This is a genomic window from Chitinispirillales bacterium (genome assembly GCA_031254455.1).
In the GTDB taxonomy this organism is placed as follows: domain Bacteria; phylum Fibrobacterota; class Chitinivibrionia; order Chitinivibrionales; family Chitinivibrionaceae; genus WRFX01.
In genome coordinates this window covers 1-19,942 of sequence record JAIRUI010000040.1, presented here as the reverse complement: position 1 = coordinate 19,942, position 19,942 = coordinate 1, and the positions used below count along the sequence as shown (strand labels likewise).

General features: G+C 41.2%; 25 protein-coding genes. 3 read left to right on the top strand and 22 right to left on the bottom strand.

The genetic code is table 11. From position 1 onward, the window contains the following. Window positions 1-11: 11 nt before the first annotated feature. The 21 genes from rplF to LBH98_02905 form a co-directional block, all read right to left on the bottom strand. Window positions 12-557, bottom strand: a complete 546-nt coding sequence (gene rplF / locus LBH98_03005) for a 50S ribosomal protein L6 (protein MDR0303724.1) — start codon at window positions 555-557, stop codon at window positions 12-14. A 21-nt stretch (window positions 558-578) separates the two neighbouring features. Next, window positions 579-971: a 30S ribosomal protein S8 gene (gene rpsH, locus LBH98_03000; protein MDR0303723.1), complete on the bottom strand. Its 393-nt coding sequence runs from the start codon at window positions 969-971 to the stop codon at window positions 579-581. 22 nt (window positions 972-993) lie between these two features. Continuing rightward, window positions 994-1,179 carry a type Z 30S ribosomal protein S14 gene (locus LBH98_02995; GenBank protein ID MDR0303722.1) on the bottom strand — a complete coding sequence of 62 codons (186 nt, stop codon included), beginning with the start codon at window positions 1,177-1,179 and terminating at the stop codon, window positions 994-996. Between the two features lie 15 nt (window positions 1,180-1,194). Next, complete coding sequence (gene rplE, locus LBH98_02990; GenBank protein ID MDR0303721.1) at window positions 1,195-1,734, bottom strand: 50S ribosomal protein L5; 540 nt, start codon at window positions 1,732-1,734, stop codon at window positions 1,195-1,197. 14 nt (window positions 1,735-1,748) lie between these two features. Continuing rightward, window positions 1,749-2,069, bottom strand: coding sequence for a 50S ribosomal protein L24 (gene rplX / locus LBH98_02985; protein MDR0303720.1), 321 nt, complete (start codon window positions 2,067-2,069; stop codon window positions 1,749-1,751). A gap of 10 nt (window positions 2,070-2,079) precedes the next feature. Then, window positions 2,080-2,448, bottom strand: a complete 369-nt coding sequence (gene rplN / locus LBH98_02980) for a 50S ribosomal protein L14 (protein MDR0303719.1) — start codon at window positions 2,446-2,448, stop codon at window positions 2,080-2,082. A gap of 17 nt (window positions 2,449-2,465) precedes the next feature. Beyond that, the gene (gene rpsQ / locus LBH98_02975) at window positions 2,466-2,726 is read right to left on the bottom strand and encodes a 30S ribosomal protein S17 (protein MDR0303718.1); all 261 of its coding nucleotides are present in this window, start codon (window positions 2,724-2,726) and stop codon (window positions 2,466-2,468) included. 12 nt (window positions 2,727-2,738) lie between these two features. After that, a complete protein-coding gene (gene rpmC / locus LBH98_02970; GenBank protein MDR0303717.1) occupies window positions 2,739-2,930 on the bottom strand; it encodes a 50S ribosomal protein L29 in 192 nt (63 codons plus the stop codon). A gap of 6 nt (window positions 2,931-2,936) precedes the next feature. Further along, window positions 2,937-3,359 (bottom strand): 50S ribosomal protein L16, encoded by a 423-nt coding sequence (gene rplP, locus LBH98_02965; protein ID MDR0303716.1) that lies wholly within the window; start codon window positions 3,357-3,359, stop codon window positions 2,937-2,939. 19 nt (window positions 3,360-3,378) lie between these two features. Next, complete coding sequence (gene rpsC, locus LBH98_02960; protein ID MDR0303715.1) at window positions 3,379-4,041, bottom strand: 30S ribosomal protein S3; 663 nt, start codon at window positions 4,039-4,041, stop codon at window positions 3,379-3,381. Window positions 4,042-4,053: 12 nt separating this feature from the next. Continuing rightward, complete coding sequence (gene rplV, locus LBH98_02955; protein ID MDR0303714.1) at window positions 4,054-4,440, bottom strand: 50S ribosomal protein L22; 387 nt, start codon at window positions 4,438-4,440, stop codon at window positions 4,054-4,056. 15 nt (window positions 4,441-4,455) lie between these two features. Continuing rightward, a complete protein-coding gene (gene rpsS / locus LBH98_02950; protein ID MDR0303713.1) occupies window positions 4,456-4,734 on the bottom strand; it encodes a 30S ribosomal protein S19 in 279 nt (92 codons plus the stop codon). A gap of 14 nt (window positions 4,735-4,748) precedes the next feature. Beyond that, complete coding sequence (gene rplB / locus LBH98_02945) at window positions 4,749-5,573, bottom strand: 50S ribosomal protein L2 (GenBank protein MDR0303712.1); 825 nt, start codon at window positions 5,571-5,573, stop codon at window positions 4,749-4,751. A 54-nt stretch (window positions 5,574-5,627) separates the two neighbouring features. Next, window positions 5,628-5,924 (bottom strand): 50S ribosomal protein L23, encoded by a 297-nt coding sequence (gene rplW, locus LBH98_02940; GenBank protein ID MDR0303711.1) that lies wholly within the window; start codon window positions 5,922-5,924, stop codon window positions 5,628-5,630. Continuing rightward, a complete protein-coding gene (gene rplD / locus LBH98_02935) occupies window positions 5,924-6,568 on the bottom strand; it encodes a 50S ribosomal protein L4 (protein ID MDR0303710.1) in 645 nt (214 codons plus the stop codon). The genes rplW and rplD overlap by 1 nt, the downstream gene beginning before the upstream one ends. A gap of 17 nt (window positions 6,569-6,585) precedes the next feature. Next, complete coding sequence (gene rplC, locus LBH98_02930; protein ID MDR0303709.1) at window positions 6,586-7,311, bottom strand: 50S ribosomal protein L3; 726 nt, start codon at window positions 7,309-7,311, stop codon at window positions 6,586-6,588. A 21-nt stretch (window positions 7,312-7,332) separates the two neighbouring features. Then, window positions 7,333-7,638, bottom strand: coding sequence for a 30S ribosomal protein S10 (gene rpsJ, locus LBH98_02925; protein MDR0303708.1), 306 nt, complete (start codon window positions 7,636-7,638; stop codon window positions 7,333-7,335). Between the two features lie 13 nt (window positions 7,639-7,651). After that, entirely contained in the window at window positions 7,652-8,854 is a 1,203-nt protein-coding gene (gene tuf, locus LBH98_02920; protein MDR0303707.1) for an elongation factor Tu, read from the bottom strand. Between the two features lie 236 nt (window positions 8,855-9,090). Next, window positions 9,091-11,739: an alanine--tRNA ligase gene (gene alaS, locus LBH98_02915; GenBank protein ID MDR0303706.1), complete on the bottom strand. Its 2,649-nt coding sequence runs from the start codon at window positions 11,737-11,739 to the stop codon at window positions 9,091-9,093. Window positions 11,740-11,838: 99 nt separating this feature from the next. Beyond that, window positions 11,839-12,801, bottom strand: a complete 963-nt coding sequence (locus tag LBH98_02910) for a radical SAM protein (GenBank protein MDR0303705.1) — start codon at window positions 12,799-12,801, stop codon at window positions 11,839-11,841. Then, complete coding sequence (locus tag LBH98_02905; protein ID MDR0303704.1) at window positions 12,798-13,241, bottom strand: septal ring lytic transglycosylase RlpA family protein; 444 nt, start codon at window positions 13,239-13,241, stop codon at window positions 12,798-12,800. Before LBH98_02905 ends, LBH98_02910 begins: the two co-directional genes overlap by 4 nt. 146 nt (window positions 13,242-13,387) lie before the next feature. Here LBH98_02905 and hydG point away from each other — a divergent pair, with 146 nt between their 5' ends. Further along, window positions 13,388-14,887, top strand: coding sequence for a [FeFe] hydrogenase H-cluster radical SAM maturase HydG (gene hydG, locus LBH98_02900; GenBank protein MDR0303703.1), 1,500 nt, complete (start codon window positions 13,388-13,390; stop codon window positions 14,885-14,887). A 3-nt stretch (window positions 14,888-14,890) separates the two neighbouring features. On the opposite strand, the gene LBH98_02895 is transcribed toward hydG, so the two are convergent. Then, complete coding sequence (locus LBH98_02895; protein ID MDR0303702.1) at window positions 14,891-15,985, bottom strand: InlB B-repeat-containing protein; 1,095 nt, start codon at window positions 15,983-15,985, stop codon at window positions 14,891-14,893. A gap of 629 nt (window positions 15,986-16,614) precedes the next feature. On the opposite strand from LBH98_02895, the gene LBH98_02890 reads away from it, so the two are divergent. Together LBH98_02890 and LBH98_02885 are read left to right on the top strand one after the other, a co-directional pair. After that, entirely contained in the window at window positions 16,615-19,581 is a 2,967-nt protein-coding gene (locus LBH98_02890; GenBank protein ID MDR0303701.1) for a hypothetical protein, read from the top strand. A gap of 112 nt (window positions 19,582-19,693) precedes the next feature. Further along, the coding region (locus LBH98_02885; GenBank protein ID MDR0303700.1) for a hypothetical protein at window positions 19,694-19,942 on the top strand (249 nt) is incomplete at its 3' end.

Sequence of the window (19,942 nt, the reverse complement as noted above, 5' to 3'; positions counted from 1 at the left end):
TTAATTACCCCTTATTTTTTACCGCTTTTCTTACCTACTTTGCGAACAATAACTTCGTTATCGTAACGAATACCTTTGCCTTTATAAGGTTCCGGTTTTTTCACCCCGCGTATCTCCGCCGCAACTTGCCCGACAAGTTGTTTATCTATACCGCTTACAAATACTTTGTTCTGCCCTTCCGCCGTGAAAGCAATACCTTGAGGAGCAATATAACGAACCAAATGAGAATATCCAGCCGTAATCGTTAATTTATTATTGCCTTCCAAAGCGAACCTGAAACCGGTTCCTTCAATAATAAGTCCTTTGGTATATCCTTTTGATACTCCCAAAACCATATTGTTTATCAAAACTCTAAGCAAACCCCATTTCGCTCTGTACTCTTCTGCGTCGTTATCCGGTTTAACAACTATCGCATTATTTTCAATTTTCACCGAATAGCCGTCCAAAAGTTTCATTGATAAAGTTCCTTTTGGTCCTTTCGCGGCAACTGTTCTTCCGTTTACCGCAACTTCCACTTTTTCGGGAAGCGTTATCGGTTTTTTTCCAAGACGAGACAATTTAACTCCTTAATTAGAATATTACCAAACTTTACCGATCAACTCACCGCCGATGCCGTTTTTGCGGCACTGGAAATCAGTCATAATACCTTGAGAAGTGGAAACTATGCAAGTTCCCATACCGTTCAACACTTTTGGGATCTCCGTAGCAGGAGCATAAACACGGCGGCTTGGCTTGCTGATTCTTTGAATGTCTCTAATAGCCGAATCTTTACCTTCGTATTTAAGAATAATCTTTATTTCACCTTGCAACCCGTCGTCAACAAAAGCGTATTTGCTAATATAGCCGTTTTCAAACAAAAGTTTTGTTATATTCTTTTTAACGTTTGAAGCAGGTATCGTAACAATTTTCCTTTTAGCCCGAACACTATTACGAATTACCGTAAACATGTCCGCAATTGGGTCAGTAATCATATCTACTCTCCTTAATTTTCTCTTACCAACTTGACTTAACTACGCCAGGTATCATACCTTGACTTGCCAATTCTCTAAAACAAATGCGACAAATTCCAAATTGTCTGATATATCCACGAGGACGACCGCACCGACTACATCTGTTATACTTACGAACATCAAACTTCGGAGTTTTCTTTTGTTTCTCAACCATTGATTTTTTTGCCATATAGGTATCTCCTCATTACTTACGGAACGGCATTCCGAATTTTTCCAACAAAACACGAGCGGACTCGTTACTACCGGCGGTTGTGCAAATGGTTACTTGCAATCCCAAGATGTTTGCAATCTTGTCTCTATCTACTTCCATAAACACAATATTCTCCTGAATACCAAAACTATAATTACCTCTCCCGTCAAACGCTTTGCCGGAAATCCCCTTAAAATCTTTAACTCTAGGAAGGGTCACGGAAATTAATCTGTCTAGAAATTCATACATCCTTTTCCCACGAAGCGTTACCATGCATCCTATAGGCAATCCTTCTCGCAATTTAAAATTTGAAATCGCTTTTTTCGCCTTAGTAACGACCGGCTTTTGCCCGGAAACCATAGTTAATGTATAAACGGCATCTTCCAAATAACGTTTATTACCTACCGCTTCTCCGACGCCCATATTGAGTACAATCTTGTCAATTTTGGGAATCGCCATAACATTATCAAGTTTCAACTCCTCTTTCAACACGGGAAGTATTTTTTCCAAATACTTCTTTTGAAGTCTCGGCATATTAGGTTTAGTACTCAATCTAACTGCTCCTTAGATTTCTTTGACATTCTTACTTTTTTACCGTCCGCAAGAAAAGAAACTCCTATCCGCGTCGGTTTATTTACTTTTTTATCTACAATCATAACATTCGATATATGAATATATGCTTCCTTTTCAATAATGCCGGCTTGAATATTACGCCGCCCATCGGCTTTCGAGTGCCTTTTTACGATGTTAACCCCTTCGACCAAAACTCTGTCTTCTTTGGGTTTTACAGCAAGTACTTTACCGGTTTGACCCTTTTCGTCGCCGCAAATCACCTGAACAAGATCATCTTTTCTAATTCTGTAAGACATAACCGCTCCTCTACAACACTTCTGGCGCCAAAGAAATAATACGCATAAAACCTTTATCCCTAAGCTCGCGCGCTATAGGACCAAAAATTCTTGATCCTTTCGGCTCTCCGGTTTCATTGATAAGCACAGCCGCATTATCGCTGAATCGAATATAAGAACCGTCTCTACGACCGTATTCTTTAGCAGTACGAACAATTACCGCTTTTTGAACAGATCCTTTTTTTACGTTAGAACCAGGAACAGCTTCCTGAACCGCCACAACTATAATATCTCCCAAAGACGCAGATTCCCGTCCGGAGCCGCCAAGCACTTTCACACACTTAACGATTTTTGCGCCGGAATTATCCGCAACTTTGAGTTTAGTTTCCATCTGTATCATTCGTCATCTCCTAACCGTTATTTCGCTTTTTCAATTATTTCTACAAGACGCCAGCGCTTTGTTTTTGAAAGCGGACGAGTCTCCATAATACGAACCGTGTCCCCAACGTGAGACTCATTTTTTTCATCATGCGCTTTATATTTTTTATTCACACGAATAATTTTCTCATACTTAGGATGAACTTCTTGACGCTGAACACTGACCGTTATAGTTTTGTCCGCTTTATCGCTTACAACCATTCCGGTTTTTACTTTCCTTTTGTTTCTTTCTTCAGCCATAAACCTGCACCTTTAATCAAAACCTTTCTCTTTGAGTATAGTTTTCGCCCGGGCAATATCTCTGCGAGTAGTTCTCAATTTTGACGGATTTTCCAATTGTCCCGTAACTTTCTGGAAACGAAATTTAAGATGAAGTTCTTCAAGTTCTTCAATCTTATTTGTCAATCCGTCTCTATCCAGTTCTCTCAATTCTTTAGCTTTCATTGAAAATTAATCCTTTGCCAATTCATTTACAATGTACCTTACCTTAATCGGAAGTTTGTGCATAGCCAAACGCATCGCCTCTTCCTCTATTACCTTATCAGGAGCGCCGGCCATTTCAAAAAGAATGGTTCCAGGACGAATAACCGCCGCCCAAAATTCCGGCGATCCTTTACCTTTACCCATACGCGTTTCCGCCGGCTTCTTCGTTATCGCTTTATTAGGAAATACGCGAATCCAAACTTTTGCGCCTCTCTTAATTTTACGAGTCATAGCAACACGCGCCGCTTCAATTTGCCTACTGGATATACGTCCAGGTTCAAGCGCCTGAATTCCGCAATCACCGAACGCTAAAGTATTACCGCGGGCTGCTTTACCTTTAGTTCTCCCTTTTTGCGGCTTACGCCATTTCACTTTTTTAGGTGAGAGCATTTATATTTTCCTTTCAACTTTATTTCTTATCGTCCAAAGATGCTCTTTCGTCTTTTAAAGACAATTTTTCACCTTTGCAAATCCACACTTTTATACCGATACAGCCGTATGTAGTATGCGCTGTAGCCGTTGCATAATCAATATCCGCGCGAAGCGTATGTAAAGGAGTGCGCCCTTCTTTAAACTCTTCTTGTCTTGCTATTTCAGCGCCGTTAAGACGTCCGCCTACCTTAATTTTTATACCTTCCGCATCCATGCGCATAGCGGTAGAAAGAGCCTTTTTCACCGCTCTTTTATAAGCAACGCGTCCTTCAATCTGAGTAGCAATGTTGTTTGCAACCAATTGAGCGTCGATTTCCGGTTTCTTAATCTCTTTAACGGAAACTTCAACATCTTTTTTAGTAAGATATTTTAGTTCATTTTTAACTTTTTCGACTTCTTCGCCTTTTTTACCTATAACGATACCGGGTCTGGAAGCGTTGAGTTCGACAAGAACTTTCTGAGCCTTCCTCGCTATATATATGGAAGATATACCCGCTTTCTCAAGACGTTTTTTAAGATAATCGCGAATAAGAGAATCTTCTCGAACACACCCGGCAACATTATCATCGCTATACCAATTGGAATAACTTTTTCTTGTGATACCTAATCTCAAACCAATAGGGTTTACTTTTTGACCCAAGCCGCTATCCTCCTAATTATTTTCAACGTTACTCGCTACAATTACCGATATATGACACATGCGTTTAAGAATTCTTCCGGCACGCCCCTGCGCTTTCGGCTGGAAACGTTTAAGAGTAGCGCCTTCATCAACCCAAATCGCCTTAACAACAACATCTTTCGGCTCAATATTAATATCTGAATTTTTATATTCAAGATTTGCCAACGCCGACTTAATAAGTTTCTCGACATCTCTAGACACGTGTTTGTGTATAGAAAATTTCAATAAAGCCAACGCTTCGCCGACTTTTTTTCCTCTCACTTCGTCAACAACGAGACGCGCTTTGCGAGCGGACGAACGAATATTTTTAACTTTCGCGCCGGCTTGAGGAATTCTTTTTTCTTCTTTTTTATCTACCATAATTCTATATTCCCGCTATTTAGACGATGCTTTTTTGTCTCCGGCATGACCGCGAAACGTGCGTGTCGGAGCAAATTCACCAAGTTTATGACCTACCATATTTTCCGAAACATAAACCGGAATAAATTTATTCCCATTATGAACAGAAAAAGTATGACCGACAAAATCCGGAATAATTAAAGAACGGCGCGACCAAGTCTTCACAACATTCTTCTTTCCGGCGCTATTCAAATCTTCAATCTTTTTATAAAGATGCTTATCCACAAAAGGGCCTTTTTTAATAGAACGAGCCATAAATTATTTTACCTCTATTTCTTTCTTCTGCTTACAATGTATTTATCAGACAAAGACTTCTTTGAACGCGTTTTAAGCCCTTTAGCTTTTTGTCCCCACGGTGACTTCGGATGTCCTCCAGCATGTTTACCTTCACCGCCTCCCATCGGGTGATCGACAGGGTTCATCGAAACGCCGCGGTTATGCGGACGGCGGCCTCTCCAGCGCACACGACCGGCAGAACCTATTACTTCGTTCGCATGTTCAATATTACTCATCTGCCCGATTGTCGCAAAAAGCGTATCCGGAAAATTTCTTATTTCCGAAGACGGCAGTTTGAGTTGAACAAATTTTCCGTCTTTTGCAATAACTTTTGCAAAAGCTCCGGCGCCTCTTGCTATTTGCCCGCCTTTACCCGCTTTCATTTCAAGATTACATACGTCATAACCTAACGGAACATTTTTAAGTAAAATACGATTGCCTTCGGTAGGTTCCGCATTTTCACTAGTAACGATTACATTGCCGACCGCCATATTCGCTGTCGCCAAAATATAACGTCTCTCTCCATCAACATACTTTATCAATGCGATATTAGCAGTTCTGTTTGGATCGTACTCAATAGTTTCCACCACACCGGGGACATCAAATTTATTTTGTCTAAAATCGACTAAACGATATTTTCTTTTGTGACCGCCGCCGCGAAAACGAGTAGTTATTCTCCCGTCTCTATTACGTCCCCCCGTACTTTTTTTGTCAACCAACAAGGGTTTGTACGGCTTATCGGTCGTCACCTGCTCGCGAACAACAACTGATTTGTATCTAAGCGTTGGCGTGGTGGGTTTGTAAGTTTTAATTGCCATTACAATTCCTCTTTCTTCCCGTACGTCTGACCATTAAAAAATTTAAATTCATTATCATATCTCATTGAAAAGGTCCAAATCTTTGCCGTTTTCAATCTTTACTATCGCTTTTTTCCAATCGGGACGGCTGCCAAGATAACGTCCGACCCGCTTTTTCTTACCTGAATAGTTCATAGTATTAACCGATAAAACTTTTATTTTTTTTGCCTTAAAAATTTCTTCCACCGCATCTTTAATTTCCGATTTCGTAGCATTAACGGCTACTTTAAACGCGAACTTACCTTCGGTTTGTAAAATGCTGTTTCTTTCAGTAATCAAAGGTTCTATTATTATCAAATGATGAATACTCATTACGCAGCCATCTCCTCTATTTTACTTATAAGATTTTCGTCCGCAAAAATAATATTCGACGCACGAACAACGTCATACGCATTGACATCGTTAACGATTTTAACATCTACGTCTTTCAAATTACGTCCGGACAGATAAATGTTACGGTTATCCGGCGATATTATCAATAAAGTTTTTCCATTGTACGTTTTTCCATTTCCAAAAACGCCGATTTTATTCAACAAATCAGAGACTATTTTTGTTTTCGGTTGTTCAATATTAAGTCCGGATACTATCCCGATTCTTTCTTCAGAAGCGCGAACCGAATATGCACACAACAACGCTTTTCTTCTCATTTTACGAGTAATACTATGCCTGTAATCTCTAGGTTGAGCCCCGTGCGCTTTACCGCCTCGCGTCCAAACCGGCGAAGTATTTGAACCTGAACGCGCTCGTCCTGTTCCTTTTTGTTTCCAAGGTTTTTTACCGCCGCCGCTAACTTCGGAACGGCTTTTTGTTTTAGCGGTTCCCTGTCTCCGGTTTGCCAAATACCCGACTATAACCGTATGCAAAAGCGCATTGTTCGGTTCTACGCCAAAAATACTTGCCGGCAATTCAACCGTCCCATTAACACTGCCGTCTGCTGTATAAACTTTTGCTTTCATATTTTTTTACCGTCCGATTATGCTTTCACAAAATTTTTTTTGACAAAAACAAGTCCATTCGTCTTGCCGGGTATCGCTCCCTTAACAAAAAGAACGCCATTTTCTTCGTCTATTCCAACAATTTCACAACCGCGAATTGTCTTTCGCGTATTACCGTAATGTCCGGCCATCTTCACACCTGGGAAAACTCGCGCCGGAAAAGTTCCCGCGCCAAGCGATCCTCTTTCGCGATAATTTGTATTACCGTGCGTATGACGTCCCAAATGAAATCCATAACGCTTAACGGTTCCGGCAAACCCTCTCCCTTTTATAGTCCCGGTAACATCAACAAACTGAACTCCCTTAAAGTTTTCAACCCCTAAAAGTTGCCCGGACTCCACTTTCTCACCGTCTTCTATAACAAACTCTTTTATATAACGAACGGGTTCCGATTTATATTTCAACGCATGACATACTTCGGAATTCGACTGACTGCCTTTATATTTACGCGCCTCTATAGTTTTTCCGCTTTTAGATTTCGGATATTCAAGCGATACTGGTTTCCCATCCTTGCCGGTTGGCGTTCCGCGTTTTTCAACAACATCAAATCCGATTTGTGCGGCGGAATAACCGTCATTTTCAGGCGTTTTGACCTGAAGAACGACATTCTTGCCTATTTGAACTACCGTAACCGGTATAATCAAACCCGTTTCAGCGTTTGAAATACGCGTCATACCTATTTTTTTACCCATTAAACCAAACATTTTACCACAACTCTATTTAAATCAAACCTTGATTTCAGCGACAACTCCGGCAGGCAGATCCAGCTTCATAAGCGCTTCCACCGTCTGAGATGTCGATTCAACAATATCAACAAGCCGTTTATGAACCCGCGTCTCAAACTGCTCACGCGATTTTTTATTCACGTGAGGAGAACGAAGCACGGTATATACGACTCTTTCCACCGGCAACGGAATCGGTCCCAACACGCGAGCGCCGGCTCCTATAGCTATCCTAGCGATTTCCTTAGCCGAACTATCAAGAACGGCATGGTCATAGGATTTCAATCTTATTCTAATCTTATCGCTCACAAACAACCCCTATTTACGCAATAATATCGGTAACCGCGCCTGCGCCGACTGTTCTTCCGCCTTCACGAATTGCGAAACGAAGACCTTTTTCCATAGCGATTGAATTAATCAAATTAACCGTAAAAGACGTATTATCTCCCGGCATAATCATTTCAACTCCCGCAGCCAATTCTATGTCGCCCGTAACGTCAGTCGTTCTGAAATAGAACTGCGGACGATAACCGTTAAAAAACGGTTTATGACGACCGCCTTCGTCTTTGCTCAACACATAAACTTCCGCCTTGAAATTTTTATGAGGAGTAATAGAGCCGGGTTTCGCAAGAACCATTCCGCGCTCAATCTGATCTTTGTCAACACCTCTCAGCAGACAGCCCACATTATCGCCGGCTTCGCCCTGATCAAGTAATTTACGAAACATTTCAACTCCGGTAACCGTGGACGATCTAGTATCTTTAATACCAACTATTTCTACAGCCTCGTTTACTTTTACCACGCCGCGCTCAATTCTGCCGGTTGCAACCGTTCCGCGTCCCGTAATAGAAAACACATCTTCTACAGGCATAAGGAAAGGTTTGTCGATTTCACGTACAGGCTGCGGAATATAAGTATCAATCGCGTCCATAAGTTTTTGAATGGATTCGGAACCTTGTTCGGAAACAGAACCTTTTGCCGCATCTTCCAACGCTTTAAGGGCGGAACCGCGAATAATCGGAGTATTGTCCCCGTCAAACTCATATTTCGTGAGCAAATCACGGACTTCCATTTCAACAAGTTCAACAAGTTCCTGGTCGTCGACCATATCAATTTTATTTAGATATACGACAATTTTCGGAACGCCTACCTGACGAGCGAGCAAAATGTGTTCTCTGGTCTGAGGCATAGGTCCGTCCGCCGCCGAAACGACAAGAATCGCACCGTCCATCTGAGCCGCTCCGGTAACCATATTTTTAATGTAGTCCGCATGTCCCGGACAGTCGACGTGCGCATAATGGCGATTTCCCGTCTCATACTCAACGTGAGCGGTAGCAATCGTAATTCCTCTTTCTTTTTCTTCCGGCGCCGCGTCAATTTCATCGTATTTTTTAGCCACACCGCCATACTTTTTTGCCTGTATGGTGCAAATCGCTGCCGTAAGAGTGGTTTTACCGTGGTCGACATGCCCGATAGTTCCCACATTTACGTGGGGTTTCGTTCTAACAAATTTCTCTTTGCCCATAATAATTCCTCCTATAGAATTTCAATTAATTATTTTCTCACTATCAACACAAACAACACAAAACAACTGCCGAAATCCACATTAAATACCCGCCACACGAAAAACAAATTGATTAATGTTTAATACGTTTTGACAAAAAATTTCATAGCAGCCGACACAAATGTACCATAAAACGCAAATGAAAGTCAAGAGAAAAATTAAATTTTCATTAAAAAATTATTTTGACGACTTTTCCGTTATTTTAATAACGTCTCAATTTCCCTAATCGCATCGGGAATGCCCGCGGGATTTTTCCCGCCGGACTGCGCTTTCATAGGGCTTCCGCCGCCGCCGCCGCCGACTTTTGCCGCCGCTCTTTTGACCAAATCCCCGCACAAAATTCCGTTTGCGTTCGCCGTTTTATCGGCGCTTGCCGCAATCATAACCGCGCCTGCGGCCTCGGCTATAAGACAAATCACGACATTATTTATACCTTTGACGATTATCGTTTCGCTTACGCCGTCGTGAATCGCCGTAAAAATTTCTTTGCTTGTCACCCCCAAATTGCAAACGGCAAACGATGTTTTCGAACCGCTTTTTACGCTTGAAACAATTCTTTCCACACTGTCTTTCGCCGTATTCAAATTAGCCGATTTTATTTCGGTTTCAAGTGTTTTTATTTTCTGCTGCAGATTTTCAACCTTTTCCGGAATATTTTCCTGACCGCATTTCAGTAAATTTGAAATCTGTGAAAGTATTTGGGCTTGTCTTCTATAAAAAATTATCGCTTCTTTACCGACAAGCGCTTCAATTCTTCGTACGCCTGCGGAAACCGACGCCTCGCTCAAAACCGTAAAAGAGCCTATGTCGCCTGTATTTCTTGCGTGAGTTCCGCCGCAAAGTTCCGCCGAAACATCGCCCATTTTTACTACTCGCACGCGGTCTGCGTATTTTTCGCCGAAAAGAGCCTTTGCGCCGCTTGCTTTAGCTTCGTCGATATTCATTTCGTTTGTACATATTTGAAAATTTTGCAAAATCCAGTCGTTTACAATATCTTCAATTTCACACAGTTGCATTTTGGGAATCGCCTGAAAGTGCGTAAAATCAAATCTTAATTTCCCGTTTTCCACTTTTGAACCAGCCTGAGAAACATGGTCCCCCAAAACTTTTGTAAGAGCCGCCTGTAACAAGTGCGTAGCCGAATGTGCACGACTTATTTCGTTTCTGCGAAAGTTATCAAGCCGCAAAACGATTTTTCCGCTCTCAAAAAAGTCTTTGTTTAAAGAAAATACACTTTCGATAACGCTCACCGACATTCCGTTCCAAGTTGTCGTAGCGGTAATTTTTGCGGTAAGATCCCCGTTTGCAATTTCCCCCGTATCGCCGACCTGTCCGCCCATTTCCGCGTAATAAGGCGTTTTTTCAAATACCGCGAGCGCCTTATTTTCCGAAATTATTTTATAACGGCACACTTTCGCGTCGGTAATCAAATCCGAAACATACCCCGCAAATTCGGTTTTGGCGTTTTGTATCAATTCCGTCCAGCCGTCGGGTGAAAACCCTTCGTCGTTTGCGTTTCGCGCCGCTCTGGCACGCTCTTTTTGCGCTTTCATTTCTTTGGTAAAACCGGCCTCATCGACCGAAAATCCGTTTTCCTGCGCAAGTAAATTCGTTAAATCGACCGGAAACCCGTAGGTGTCATAAAGCGCAAAAACGTCCGCGCCGCAAATTTTTGTTTTACCCGCTTTTTTTGCCGAACTTATAGCCTGATTAAACTTTTCCATTCCCGTTTCCAGAGTTGCGTCAAAGCGTTCCTCTTCCGATTTTATAACCGAAGCGACAAAATCCGCCCTGTCTCTAATTTCAGGATACGCCTCGCCCATCATTTCTACAAAAACCGGCGTCAATTTATATATAAACGGAGCGGAAAATCCCAATTGCCGTCCGTATCTGTAAGCCCGCCGCAAAAGCCTGCGCAAAACGTATCCGCGCCCTTCGTTACTGGGGAAAACACCGTCGGTTATCGCAAACCCCAAAGCGCGGACATGGTCGGCGATCACTCTGAAAGGAATGCCTGTTTTGTCGGACGCCGTGTATTTCCTGCCGGAAAGTTCTTCTAACTTTTTTATGACGGGCGAAAACAAATCGCTGTCGTAATTTGAGTTTAACCCTTGCATTACACGCACAACCCGTTCAAATCCCATTCCGGTATCTACGTGTTTTGCGGGAAGTTCTTTAAGCGAGCCGTCTTTTTGACGCTCGTATTGAATAAAAACCAAATTCCATAACTCCAAAAATCTATGGCAATTTTCGCCGTTTACACAGCATTTATGGTCTTTTTCGTGTTCGTGCGGACAAATTCCTGCGCCCAAATCAATATGAACTTCGCTGCAAGGTCCGCAGGGACCGGTTTCACCCATTTCCCAAAAGTTATCTTTTTCGTCGTGTCGAGAAACATGCGTCGTATCGATATCGGTCAGCGTTTTCCAAAAATTCTCGGTTTCGTCGTCGTTTTTGTAAACTGTCACATACAATTTTTCTTTCGGAATTTCCCAAACTTCCGTAAGCAGTCGCCAAGCCCAAGAAATCGCCTCTTTTTTGTAATAATCGCCAAACGACCAATTTCCAAGCATTTCAAAAAGCGTATGATGATAGTGATCTACGCCGACCTCTTCCAAATCGTTGTGTTTGCCGGAAACACGCATACATTTTTGCGAATTTGCCGCTCTCTTGAGCCCCTTTGGGTTTTCACCCAAAAATATCGTTTTGAACTGATTCATTCCCGCATTGGTAAACATAAGCGTCGGGTCGTCGTTGGGAACAACCGGAGCCGAGCGAACGAACGTATGGTTTTTGCTCACAAAAAAATCAATAAAACTTTGACGAATTTCTTTTGCAGTTTTCATATTTTCCCTATTCCCAGAAATATTTAATTTTGGGATTTATATATGCAATTGTTGCACAATATACAATTTTTTCAAATGAAAGAAGAGTGTATTTCGACTTCATTTCAAACTTTTTGTAAAAATAGGCGACAACGCCTCGCCTATGGTCGAAAGCGACAAATACGAATCAATCGAATAATACTGGTACCAGCCGCAATTAATTTTACAGTTTTTCATTTTTTCACGGGCGAATTTCGCGGCGGAGGAAACGAGCCACTTTTTGAAATCGGTTTCAGTCAAATCGCAGCCGAAATCACCCAAAATATTACAAGGATAAAACAATTTTCCGTTCGGGGCGATAATAACCGACGCCGACGAACATTTTGCATTTTTATATGCGGAAAAATAACCTAACGGAGTATGAATAACAGCCGGATATTTATTTTTAAGGCGGCGAATTTCCCGTTCAAATTTGTCAATATTCGGAAACGATTTCTTTTTCGCTCCGTCCATTTCGGCGGCTGGAATTACCACGCAATTCGCTTTTGCCGACCGGCATTTTACCACTTTTTCTTCCAGCTTTTCTATAGTGTCTTCGGTGACTACAATTTGTACGGACAATTCGCTTTTGAATTTTGCAAGTTCGTAAAGAGACTCAAACATTTCCAAATTGTTGTGTCCTTCGTCAATAGAAATATGCAGAAAATCAATGTTTTCACAATATTTTTCCATAGGATAATCCAAAATATTTTTAGCGCTTGAAGTAAAAAGCAGATAAAAATCACATTTTTTTCGCGCATATTCAAGCAATTCTCCGACATCCCGCCTTAAAAGCGGCTCTCCCCCTTCAAACGAAGTCATCAAAACGGGCGAATTTGATAAATTATCCAAAATTTTTATAATTTCATCTGTCGATAAATCTTCTTGCGAATGCGTATGTATATTACAAAACGGACATCCGAAATTACATTTAGCGGTGAGTTTCAGCGACGCATAAAACGGGAAAATCGACTCTGCGGCAAAAAAATTTTTAAAAATCCCGCCGACAGTTCTAAAATACGCTTTAGGTTTGAGAGTTCTCATCGTACTATTTCCAATTTTACTTGAGCGTGTCCTTTCCCTTTCATTCCGAGTTTTTCGGCGGCTTTTTGGGATAAATCGATAATTCGCCCTTTCGCATAGGGACCTCTATCGTTAATCCGCACAATCACCGATTTTTTCGTATCCAAATCCGTAACTTTCACACGAGTATTAAAAGGAAGCGTTTTATGAGCGGCCGTCATAGCGTTTTGGTTAAATTTTTCACCGTTTGCGGTAGTTTTTCCATGATACCCCGGACCATACCACGACGCCTCGCCGCGCATATCGTTGTTTGATACGGAAATCTTATTTCCCGCACCGTTCTCGTTTGTTTTAGGCGCCGCAGTCTTTTTACCGTCTGCGTTATTTAAATAATCATATCTTGGCGAAGCGCAGCCAAAAATAAAAATTAAAATTGTAATTAAAAATAAGAATTTTTGCAAAAACTTCCTCCGCTTATTTCAGATAAAATACGTTGTTATATGTGTAATTTCAAGTTTTTTCTCAAATTTTTTATATTTTTAATCTCGGCAAAAATAGTATTTTGCTGAAATATCCGAACAAATACGGCGATAAGAAAGGAGTTTTCGTGAATAACCGCGTAAAAGAATGGACCGACAGCCGAATTATACAAAGTCAAATTGATAAATATATTAATAGAGACGGAAGCGATTTTATCGATGAAAATTTAATTGAAAAATCGCTGAAAAGCCAAGCGAACCCCGACAAAAATTTTGTCCGCGAAATAATCGCTAAATCCAAATCGCTTGAAACGCTTCTGCCCGAAGAAACCGCCGCTCTCTTAAACGTCGAAGACAAAGAATCGCTTGACGAAATGAAAAAGGCGGCTATTGAAATTAAACTTAAAGTTTATGATAACAGAATCGTTACTTTCGCACCGCTTTATTTGTCGAGCAAATGCATAAATACCTGTAAATATTGCGCGTTTAGCGGCAAAAATAAAAATAGTGTACGCCGAATACTCTCTATACCTGAAATTGAGGAAGAAATAAAGGCGCTTGCTGGCAAAATCGGACACAAACGGCTCATTGCGGTTTACGGCGAGCATCCCGACAGCGACGTTAATTATATCGCCCAAAGCGTCAAAACTATTTACGCGGCAAAATACGAAACAAAAAAAGGATTCGGGCAAATCCGCAGAGTAAACGTAAACGCCGCGCCGATGAGCGTTGAGGATTTAAAAATTCTCAAAGATATAGGAATCGGCACTTATCAGGTTTTTCAGGAAACATATCACCGTGAAACATACGCGAAACTGCATAATCCAAATACCGTCAAAGGAAATTACCGCTGGCGTTTATATTGTATGCACCGCGCTTACGACGCAGGTTTGGAAGATGTGGGAATCGGTCCGCTTTTAGGGCTTACAGACTGGAAATTTGAAGTTATGGGCGTTCTTTTGCATGCAAGGGAACTTGAAGCGAAATTCGGCGTAGGACCGCATACGATATCGTTTCCGCGTATCGAACCGGCGGATAACGCACCCGGTATCGAAGAAACAAAATCAACGCATTTGAACGACGAGCAATTCAAGAAAGCGGTTATGTGCATTCGTTTGAGCGTACCATATACGGGAATGATTTTAACCGCCCGCGAAAACCAAAAAGTTCGCGATGAAATTATTCCGCTGGGAATTACGCAAACAGACGCAAGCAGTAAAATAGGTCTGGGCGCGTATTCGGAGGATTTCGATTACAGCCGTCAGGAAGCGGTTCGTCAGCAGTTTATTTTGGGCGATACGCGCTCGCTCGACGAGGTAGTGCGCTCACTTGCAAAACAGGGATTTATCACAAGTTTTTGTACTGCGGGTTATCGCTGCGGAAGAACGGGACAAAAAATTTTGGACGCGCTAAAAAGCGGATATGAAGGACAATTTTGCAAATTAAACGCAATAATTACTTATCGCGAATGGCTTGACGATTTTGCGTCGCCCGAAACTATCGCGCTTGCCGAGCCGATAATTCAAAAGGAAATCGCAGAAGTAAAAGAGAAAAATCCGAAAATGTTCGACGCGCTTATGAATTACTACACTAAAACCGAAGACGGCGCGAGAGATTTGTATTTTTAAAAATTATCTTAACGAATACCCGTCATATGTAAGCGTTTTGGTTTGTCCGCGGCTAATATTTACCTGAGCGTAATAACCGTCGCCGTAATCGTCGTACACTTCCACGTCCCAACCGCCTTGCGGCAACTGATACGACTTGCCGCCGTTTCGTTGAATTATCGCACTCCAGTTATTCCAATCGTCAATGTAATCTTCCGTAACGATATTTTCAATATAAACGCCTACGATGTCATAATCATAGGACGCGTTGTTTATCACAAGCGTCCCATAACCGCCGCCCATAGTAGTCGCATAGGCGTAATTTGAAAACCCGCTTTCTCCGCAGTCGTTTACCGCTTTTACCTTGTAATAATACGTAGTCGAAGGTAAATTATACTGATCGTCGTCGATATAGGACGTCGAGTACGCATATCCGAACCATTCATAATAACCCGTAGGATTTTCACTCCAATATACTTCATAATAATCCGCACCCGCGACCGCGTTCCATGAAATTTTAACGCTGTTTGACGATATAGCCGCAGCCGATACGCCCGTCGGTACGGACGGCGATGTACACCAAATCCAATGCGCATATAACGTTTTATCGGAGTTAACCGTATAAGCGTCTCCGCCCAAACCGTAATAAACCCCGCCGTAATTTGCGCTAAACCAACCTTCAAAAATATAACCGCTTCGATTTGTAAAAGGCAGAGTTATAGTCGAACCGAGCGTAACGGTTTTATCGGAACAAATTGTTCCGCCTTGCGAATTAAAAAAAACCGTACGATAATCGCCGCCGATTTCACCGCCCCAATGAGCATACAGAGTCCTGCTTAAATTAACCGTATAAGCGTCTCCGCCCAAACCGTAATAAACCCCGCCGTAATTTGCGCTAAACCAGCCTTCAAAAATATAACCGCTTCGATTTGCCGCAGGCAGAATTATAGTCGAACCGAGCGTAACGGTTTGAGGCGGGCAATTTGTTCCGCCTTGCGAATCGAAAGAAATCGTATAATAACCGTCCGCCGTGCTGTCGCCTAATAATATTTCAGAACACGCAGCTAATAAAAGCGACGCTAATATTGCAAATATTTTGAAAATATATTTAAATTTCATACTAATAAAATACTACAAATATTATATTAGTACCGAATGTTAAATTAAAACGGCGAAAACAGAGAAAGAAACAAAATGAAAAAATTTCTGCAAATATCAACAAAACCCTTGACAGCGACGGCAGACGGATTGTACTCTCTCTCTCTCTCTCTCTCTCTCTCTCTCTCTCTCTCTCTCTCTCTCTCTCTCAGGTAGCGTACGACAAAATTTCTATAATTACAAACTATATATATTACATAATATATATAGACCCGTTCAGACGTAGACCCGTTCAGACGTACAAAGAAAAAACACGTGATTCATACTTTCACAAACTTCTTGCTCGGCCTATTTTCCAAATTTCCCAAAAACGTTTACGATTACGACAATTTTCTCAGAGACGGCGCAAACTGAAAAGCGGCGTGATTTTGAAAGATAATTATAGGATTACAAAAGATATTAACGGATATTTAGGAGGTTTCTATGAAACGTGTTTCATTTACAGAGTTGGGACTTATACGCTTATGTCACCAAATAGCCACAATCCCAATTCTTAAACAGCGGGAAGAAATCGTTTTAATCGGATAGTATTAAACGGATTGAGAAAAAAAGAGAACAATTTAACAACAATTTTACAAAGGAGTTTTGTAATGACAAAAAAGTTTTTAGCAATTGCTTTGGCGGCAACAGCGATTGTGTGGGCTGCTGACCCGGTTGCGGATTATATTGATTTGTTTGATGACGAATATCTTCAATGGGACTATTACATAGACGATTACGGCGAAGGAACAAAAGTCAATATCACTAACCAAAACCCTCTTACGGTTACCATGACATTATCCGATACGGATGAAGATAAAATTTGGCCTTATGCAGGAGTCGATGCATTTCTTGATGTTAAAACAATGGCAACTCTTGAAAAAATAGAAATTACTTATACTGCAAGCAAAGAAATTCTTGTCGGCATATTGACTACTCTTAAATATTACGGTGAAAATGTTATTTATTATGCAAAATTATCAAGCGGCACTAACAAGACAGTAACACTTAACCTGTCGGATTTCAAGGTGCCCGAGTGGATGGTTGATGATGGATATACTGGACCTGCAGACCTTTCCAGTGTGAGTAAAAATAATATTGAATCGGACATTGAGTTTACTCATGAACATTACAACCAATCTATAACCGTTACGGTAACGTCTATCAAACTTTACGGTTTGGAATGGTGGGATGGTGACGATACGAACATTTCTTCCGATTTTACGGATGAGAATTTCAGAGCGGCTGTCTATAATTATATTGGCAAACCGTCCGGTTCACCGATATTTTTTGATGATATAAAGTACATAGATTATCTTAACGTGTCGAGGAGTAACATAACTTCTCTTGCGGGAATAGAACATCTTACCGCGCTGACACGCTTGGATTGCTCCGGCAATAATTTAACAACGCTTGACATATCAAAGAATACGAAGCTTAATAATCTTGATGTACGCGCGAATCATTTGGAAAATAAAAGTAAAATTATCGGGTTAGACGAAACGTCTCTTTACCAAGGTTTTTATTTTGACCCGCAGAAAAATGCAACGGATACAGACATTACCAATAAGTTTACAGACCTCGATTTTAGAGCGAGAGTGTATAACAACATCGGTAAAAGTGCTCCTGCGCTGATATATGACAACGACGTAATCGGTATAACTAACTTTTATGTAACTTACAGTAACATAACTTCTCTTGCGGGAATAGAGTATTTTCTCTCACTGCAAGAGTTGTATTGTTACAATAACCACCAACTGACAACACTTGACGTGTCAAAGAATATCAATCTGTCGTATTTGGATTGTGATGACAACAAATTGACTTCGCTTATTTTGCCTGACAGTGATAATTTGCGATACTTGTATTGCAGAAACAACGAATTGACTTCGTTGGATGTAGCGAAAAACACTATACTGCAGTACTTAATTTGTAGTAACAATTCAATGACGACACTGGATTTGTCGAAGAATACAAACCTTAGTAATCTTGATGTGAGAGTAAATTATTTTGAGGACGAAAGTAAAATTATAGGGTTGAAGGAATGGTACTACAATTATTATTATTTTTATCCGCAAAAGAATTTGTCGGCGACAGACATTACCAATAAGTTTACAGACCCGAACTTTAAGGCAGCAGTGTATGATTACATTGGGAAAAGTGCTCCTGCGCCGATATATGACAACGACGTAATGGGAATAATTAGCCTTGACGTAAGCTACAGTGATATAACTTCTCTTGCGGGAATAGAATATTTCCCGTTAATAGAGATATTGTCTTGCAGAAAGAACAATTTGACGACACTGGATTTGTCTAATAATACAAATTTGAAGTATTTAAATTGTTCTTACAACCAATTAACAACGTTGAATGTATCGAGTAATACGAATTTGTGGGAATTGGGTTGTTCTTACAACCAATTAACAACGTTGGATGTGTCGAAAAATACCAATCTGTCAAATTTGGATTGTTACAATAACCAACTGACAACACTTGACTTGTCTAACAATACCTATCTGTGGGAATTGTATTGTTATGACAATTTTATGGCGGACGAATCGGCAGTAAAAGGTTTTAGTGGTTATTATTCAAGATTCTGGAAACAGAATCCGGCGGCACCGGCAGGATTAACCGCAAAATTAGGGCAGACTCTGGCAAATGTGGAATTACCGACCGGTTGGTCGTGGGCGGACGCGACGACAACATCGGTAGGCAATGCGGGAACACAAACGTTCAAAGCGAATTTTGCCGGAGATGACAATTACTACAATTCCGCTGCAAATATTAGCGTAAACGTATCGGTGGCTAAGACAAAAATAACCAAGCCGACGGCAACGAATACTTCTTTTGTTTATACCGGAAGCGAGCAATCGTTAGAGATTGCGGCAAATGCGGCATATAATGTATCCGGCGATAAAGGCACAAACGCGGGTAATTACAATGCGACGGTGATTTTGGCAGACAAGACAAATTACGAGTGGACGGATGGAACGACTGCCGATATTCCTTTTTCTTGGACAATTGCGAAGGCAAGTTACAATATGGACGGCATTACATTTGCACCAAAAACCGTAACATACGACGGCAATACCCACAGTATTGAAATTAGCGGTGATTTGCATACCGGTGTAAGCGTTTCTTACATCGGCAACGGTAAAACGGCGATAGGAACGCACGAGGTAACGGCAATGTTTTCCGTAACCGACCAAAGCAATTACAACGTTCCTGAGTATATGACCGCGACATTGACAATAAATGACATTGCTTCGCCAATTGAGATTAAGCGCAACGACGGGCGCAACGGTATTAGATTGTCAAACAACATAGTCTCCGATAAGGCGGTTATCACCATCGACTTACCGAATGGCGAGAAAGTTTCTCAGATTAAGACAGTCATTTATGATAATATCGGTAACGTTGTGTTTGAGACTGAAACAAGAAGCGGTAAAGTCGAGTGGAACTTGACCAATAACGTCGGCAGAAACGTAGCGAACGGAACTTATCTGATTGTCGCCGAAGCGAGAGGAAACAGTGGAAAAGCGTATAAATATTCGGCGAAGTTGGGAGTGAGACGGTAAGAAATAATTACTTGCAGGCTTTATACGAAAAGCGGGATGTAGGAATACGTTTCGCTTTTGGTTTTCGGCGGATGGTATATTTGTCGTAACGTTTTAATCTTAGGGGCATATAATGGAACAGTGGGAAAGAGAATTAGCGGAAATTCGCGCTATTATGAATAATAACGCAAAAGATTTTGCAGAATCAAGAGAACAACAAAAGAAACGCGACGAAGAACTCGACAAAAGGTTTGCCGATATAGGAAAATTTTTAGACGAAGTGGGAGAACGTATCGACAAGACCAACGAAATTTTTAACGGTACAAGCGAAAGTAACGGAAAGTTTAGCGAAGCGTATTTTTACAATTCGCTTTTTAACTCA